This is a genomic window from Pseudomonas edaphica, assembly GCF_005863185.1.
GTDB lineage: Bacteria > Pseudomonadota > Gammaproteobacteria > Pseudomonadales > Pseudomonadaceae > Aquipseudomonas > Aquipseudomonas edaphica.
In genome coordinates, this window is record NZ_VBVZ01000387.1 from 1 (window position 1) to 6,034 (window position 6,034).

At 60.8% G+C, this 6,034-nt stretch carries 5 protein-coding genes; 2 read left to right on the plus strand and 3 right to left on the minus strand.

The window, feature by feature from the left end:
* Positions 1 to 92: 92 nt before the first annotated feature.
* Both FEM54_RS22175 and FEM54_RS22180 read right to left on the minus strand, forming a co-directional pair.
* Entirely contained in the window at positions 93 to 1,397 is a 1,305-nt protein-coding gene (locus FEM54_RS22175; protein ID WP_017135170.1) for a serine/threonine transporter, read from the minus strand.
* 62 nt (positions 1,398 to 1,459) lie between these two features.
* On the minus strand, positions 1,460 to 2,836 hold the full coding sequence (locus FEM54_RS22180; protein ID WP_099548465.1) for an L-serine ammonia-lyase: 1,377 nt from the start codon (positions 2,834 to 2,836) through the stop codon (positions 1,460 to 1,462).
* A gap of 137 nt (positions 2,837 to 2,973) precedes the next feature.
* Between FEM54_RS22180 and FEM54_RS22185 the strand changes: the two genes are divergently transcribed.
* Positions 2,974 to 3,921: a LysR substrate-binding domain-containing protein gene (locus FEM54_RS22185; RefSeq protein ID WP_017135169.1), complete on the plus strand. Its 948-nt coding sequence runs from the start codon at positions 2,974 to 2,976 to the stop codon at positions 3,919 to 3,921.
* Positions 3,922 to 4,133: 212 nt separating this feature from the next.
* Positions 4,134 to 4,544: an HPF/RaiA family ribosome-associated protein gene (locus tag FEM54_RS22190; RefSeq protein ID WP_017135168.1), complete on the plus strand. Its 411-nt coding sequence runs from the start codon at positions 4,134 to 4,136 to the stop codon at positions 4,542 to 4,544.
* Between the two features lie 58 nt (positions 4,545 to 4,602).
* On the opposite strand, the gene FEM54_RS22195 is transcribed toward FEM54_RS22190, so the two are convergent.
* On the minus strand, positions 4,603 to 6,034 hold a 1,432-nt coding region (locus FEM54_RS22195; RefSeq protein ID WP_138453037.1), incomplete at its 5' end, for an MFS transporter.

Here is a 6,034-nt window from a genome sequence, read left to right on the forward strand (position 1 = left end):
CGATAACGGTCTGTCAGTCAGAAATTATTTAGCTGATACACCGCAATCGCGGGCAAGCCCGCTCCCACAGGGGGTGTGGGTTGTGTTCGATTTCAGGGCAAAACCGAAAAAACGATCGCAGACAGCGCAATCAACCCGATCAGCACCACAAACACATTCGACACCTGACCCGAATACTGGCGCAGAGATGGCACGCGGCGGATCGCGTACATTGGCATCAGGAACAACAGGCACGCGATGATCGGCCCGCCCAGGGTTTCGATCATGCCCAGGATGCTCGGGTTGAAGGTCGCCACGGCCCAGCAGGTCAGGACCATGAACAGTGCGGTGCAGCGTTCCAGCCCTTTGGACGACATCGAGCGGTTGCGCCCACGCAGGGATTTGACGATCAAACCCTGGAAGCCTTCGCTGGCGCCGATGTAGTGGCCGAGAAAGGACTTGGTGATGGCCACCAGCGCGATCAACGGCGCGGCGTAAGCAATCACTGGCGTCTGGAAGTGGTTGGCGAGGTACGACAGGATCGAAATGTTCTGCGCCTTGGCAGCCGCCAGGTCAGCCGGCGACAGGGCCAGTACGCAGCTGAAGCAGAAGAACATCACCGTCAGCACCATCATGCCGTGGGCGGTGGCGAGGATGCCGCTGCTTTTGCGTTCGGCTTGTGGGCCGTAGACGCGCTTCTGGTCAACGGCAAAGGCGGAAATGATCGGCGAATGGTTGAAGGAGAACACCATCACCGGGATCGCCAGCCACAGGGTCTTGAAGAACAGCGGCAACGGCATGCCTTCGCTGGCGGAAGCGAAGAACGCGCCGTTCCAGTTGGGGATCAGGCTCACGGCCAGCAACAGCAGGGCGGCGACGAAGGGGTAAACCAGCACGCTCATGGCTTTGACGATCACGCCCTGGCCGCAGCGCACAATGGCCATCAGGCCGAGGATCAGCACCAGCGACAGGATCGCCCGAGGCGGCGGGGCCATGTGCAGTTGGTGTTCCATGAAGCTGCTGAGGGTGTTGGTCAGCGCCACGCTGTACACCAGCAGGATCGGGAAAATCGCGAAAAAGTACAGCAGCGTGATCAACTTGCCCGCGCCCACGCCGAAGTGTTCTTCGACCACTTCGGTGATATCACCGGATTTGCCCGACAGCACAAAGCGCGTCAGCCCACGGTGAGCAAAGAAGGTCATGGGGAAGGCCAGCAACGCCAGCACGATCAGCGGCCAGAAACCGCCAACGCCGGCGTTGATCGGCAGGAACAGGGTGCCCGCGCCAATGGCCGTGCCATAGAGGCCGAGCATCCAGGTGGTGTCGTGTTTGGTCCAGCCGGTGGTTACGGTGTTATCTAAAACGTTATCTACAGCAACAGCAGGGTTTTCAGCGGCAGGTGTACGTACATCAGTCATCGATATTGCCTCGTTATTATTTTTGCGCGGGCTCACGTAGGGGGCGGGTAGAAGTGCTCCGATCAGCACTCCACCCAGCTGACCGCCAGGCCGCCCCGTGAAGTTTCTTTGTATTTGTCATGCATATCGGCGCCGGTATCGCGCATGGTGCGGATGACCCGGTCCAGGGAAATAAAGTGTTTGCCGTCACCGCGCAGGGCCATTTGCGTGGCGTTGATCGCCTTGACCGCCGCGATGGCGTTGCGCTCGATGCACGGCACTTGCACCAGGCCGCCGACCGGGTCGCAGGTCAGGCCGAGGTTGTGTTCCAGGCCGATTTCGGCAGCGTTTTCCAATTGCTCCGGTGTGGCGCCGAGGATGTCGGCCAAGCCGGCAGCGGCCATGGCGCAGGCCGAGCCGACTTCGCCCTGGCAGCCGACTTCGGCACCGGAGATCGAAGCGTTCTTCTTGCAGAGAATGCCCACGGCAGCGGCTGCCAGGAAGAAATTGACCACATCGTCATCCGACGCATCGGCGTTGAACTTCATGTAGTAATGCAGCACGGCCGGGATGATCCCTGCTGCGCCATTGGTCGGCGCGGTGACCATGCGCCCACCGGCGGCGTTTTCTTCGTTGACGGCGAGGGCGAACAGGTTGACCCATTCCATGGCCGACAAGGTGGAAGTGATCACGTTGGGTTTGCCGATTTCCAACAGGCTGCGGTGCAATTTCGCCGCCCGGCGTGGCACGTCCAGGCCGCCTGGCAAGATGCCTTCATCGCGCAGGCCTTGCTCCACGCACTCGCGCATCACCGACCAGATATGCAGCAGGCCACTGCGGATTTCGTCATCGCTGCGCCACGCGCGTTCATTGGCCATCATCAGCTCGGAAACCCGCAGGCCGTGCTTGTTGCACAAGGCCAGCAGTTCGACGGCGCTGGAAAAGTCGTAGGGCAATTCAACATCGCTGGTAGGCGCGATGCCCGAGGCTGCTTCAGCCGCTTCGATGATGAAACCGCCGCCTACCGAATAATAGGTTTGTTCACTCAGCAGGCCGTTTTCGCCATAGGCGTGCAGGGACATGGCGTTGGGATGGTAGGGCAGGCTCTCGTCGAGCAGCAGGAGGTCGGTGTGCCAGTTGAAGGCAATGTCCTGCGAGCCTGCGAGCAGCAATCGGCCGGATTCGCGCAATTGCTGAATACGCGCATTGATCGAGGTGGGGTCGACCTTGTCTGGCCATTCGCCCATCAGCCCCATCACGGTGGCGCGGTCGGTGGCATGGCCCACGCCAGTGGCGGACAGCGAACCGTACAGGCGCACTTCGATACGTCGCGTTTCACTGAGCAAATGCTGGTCGGTCAGGGCTTGGGCGAAGGTCGCCGCTGCGCGCATCGGGCCGACGGTATGGGAGCTGGACGGGCCGATGCCCACTTTGAATAGATCGAAAACACTGATAGCCATGCTAAAGCCTTACAAGCAATGGAGTAGAAATCGCTGCCATGTTTTGTAGAGCAGGCGGAATTGGCGCGATACTGAGCCTCTGGATCGGCACTGACCAACGAATTATCCTAAGACACCCTTTAGCAGGACTAAACGCTATGACTCGCCCTCTCCATGGCCAGACCTATGTCTGGCTGCACGTGTTTTCTTGCGCCGCGCGGCATTTGTCGTTCACCCGCTGCGCCGAAGAACTGCACATCACGCCGGGGGCGGTGAGCCAGCAAATTCGCCAGTTGGAAGAGCGCCTGGGCTTTCGGCTGTTTCATCGGCGCGCCCGTGGCGTGGAGTTGAGTGCCGAAGGGCAGAGGCTGGCGGCGACGGTGGGCGAGGCTTACGGCAGCATCGATGCGGAGTTGCAGCGGCTGGACGCGGGGATGATCAGCGGTACGTTGCGATTGCGTTCAATCCCGTCGTTTCTCGGCAAATGGCTGACCCCACGTTTGCCGCGTCTGCAGCAGCGCTTCCCGGATATCCAACTGCGCATGGTCGCCGAAGACAGCAGCATCGCCCTGCACGAGGGCGACTTCGACCTGGCCATCGATTTGAACGACGGCAGCTACCCCGGCCTGTTATCCACAGCCCTGCTCGATGAACAGATCTTTCCGGTGTGCGCGCCGAGCCTGCTGCGCGGGAGGCCGCCGCTGCATGGCCCGGCGGACCTGGTGCATTTCCCGCTGTTGCACGACATCACCGCGTGGCGTGGGAGTTATGAATACGCCGAGTGGGAGTTTTACCTGAATGCTATCGGCTACCACGACGCCGACGTGCGGCGCGGCCACACCTTCAACCGCAACCACCTGACCATCGAGGCGGCTATCGCGGGTATGGGCGTGGCGATTGCGCGGCGTACCTTGCTCAACGATGAGCTGGAGCGCGGCACCTTGATCGTGCCCTTTGGCCTGGCCGTGCCCAACCACAAACGTTATGTGCTGCTGTATGCACCGGGCGCGTTGAGCCACCCGGGCGTGCGTGCGGTGCATGACTGGCTGGTAGAGGAAGCAGGGATTTTTCGCGGATTGCACCCGTTGGGAGAGGGGCAATTGTAAGGTTCGCTGAGCGTAAGAAGATGTAACCAACTCCCCACCCTAACAGCGTTTTTGCTCGTCGTCAGGGTTAATTTGTAATGTGGGATTTATCTTTGCAAAGGGGTTGAAATGTTCTTCTGACTGCTCAATTGTGTAATCAAGAGGTCATGGTTTCACCACCCCGGTGTCGCAGTTGTGACCTCTCGCGAGCTAGCTGAAATAAGGGAAGAACTATGCAAATCCAAGTCAATAGCGATAACCATATTGAAAGCAGCATCCGACTGGAGGAGTGGGTACGTACTACCATTGAGAGCACGCTCGAACGTTATGAGGAAGACCTGACCCGCGTTGAGGTCTATCTGAAAGATGAAAACGGCGATAAGCCCGGCCCCCACGATCTGAGTTGCCGTCTGGAAGCACGGCCAAAGGGCCATCAACCACTGTCGGTCCTGCATAAGGCCGATACGCTGGAACAGGCGATCGATGGCGCCGCCACCAAGCTTGAGCATGCGCTGGAACATCTGTACGGCAAACTGCGCGGCAAACCACGCGCCGCAGGGCAGAGCCTGCCTGATACCAAGGCTGACGAGGCCGAGCTGGAAGAGGAATTTCTGGAAAACGAACAGGCTGCGCTTAACAGCTGATAGCTGAGTGTTTTTTCAACCCCAATAAACGGGCCTGCATCTGCAGGCCCGTTTTCGTTTAGCGGCGCTGCTGGAAGAAGTACCGGCTCAAGCCTGCCAATCCGCAAGCACCGAGGCCAGCAAAGAGCATGGCCCAGCCAGCGCCATGGCGCAGCGCGGCCTGGGCTTGCGCAGGTTCCAGCCCTGCTATATCCAGCTTGCCTGCTGCAATGTTCTGGCTGATGGTGGGCCAATCCAACGCCGTGGTGGCAGGCAGCAGGCTGGAAAGGTGATGGCCGATGCCCAGCAACAGCACCAGCCCCATCAAGGCGATGTTCAGCGCCAGCGTGATCAGCCGCGCGCTGAGGTCGATACCCGAGGCCATGCCTGCGCGGTCGGCCGATACGGCGCCGGTGGTGGTGTTGGTGGTCGGTGAGTTGGTCAGCGCCAGTCCCACGCCTGCTAACACACAGCTCAACAGCACTAAGACGATACTCGGTTGCTGCGCCGCATTGATCGCCGCCATGGCGATAAAACCTGCGCCCATCAAACCCAGGCCCAGCGGGATAATACGTTCGGCGCCGAAGCGCAGGGCCAGGCGTTCAGCCAGCGGCGGCACCAGCAAGGTCGGCAGCGTGTAGGCCAGCAAGGCCGCGCCGGTGGTCAGCGTGTCGTAGCCCAGGCCCGCCTGGAAGTAGAGCGGCAGGTAGATCATGAAGGGCCAGAAACTGAAATTCATGCCGATCGACCCCATCAGCGCGCCGTTGAAGCGCGGGATGCGGAACACCGAAAAATCGAACATCGGGTGCGCGCTGCGTCGCTCAACCACGATGAACAGCAGCAGCCCGACCAGCGACAAACCGGCCCAGCCAAGCATCGCCGGGCTGCCGAAGCCGTTTTCGCTGCCCTGAGTAATGAAATACACCAGGGCGAACACCGACAGCGTCAAGGTCAGCATGCCGGCGATATCCAGCCGATGGCCGGCCGGGTCACGGGATTCCTGCACACTGATGCGCAGCAGCAGCAAGGTCAGCAGCGTGAGCGGCACATGCACCAGGAACACCCAGCGCCAGTCCGCGACCGCCAGAATCAAAGCGCCGACCATCGGCCCGAAGCCCAGGCCCACGCCCGCGATCACGCCCCATACCGCGAAGGCCCGCGCGCGTGCCGCCGGTTCGCGGAACTGGTGCGACAGAATGGCGAACTGGCAGATCATCATCGCCCCGGCGCCTATGCCTTGCACGAAACGCGCGGCGATCAGTGTGGAAGCCTCATTGGCCAGCCCGCAGGCCAACGAAGCCAATCCAAACAGCCACAGGCACAACACCAGCATGCGCCGCCGTCCAAAGCGGTCGGCCAGGGTGCCGGCGGCCATCAAGACGCTGGTGCAGGCCAGGGTGTAGGCGTTCATGATCCATTGCGCATCCTGAAAACCGGTGCCCAACTGCTGTTCCAGGGTTGGCAGGATGACCGGCACGCTGGAGATCTCCAGGCCGAACATCAATGCCACA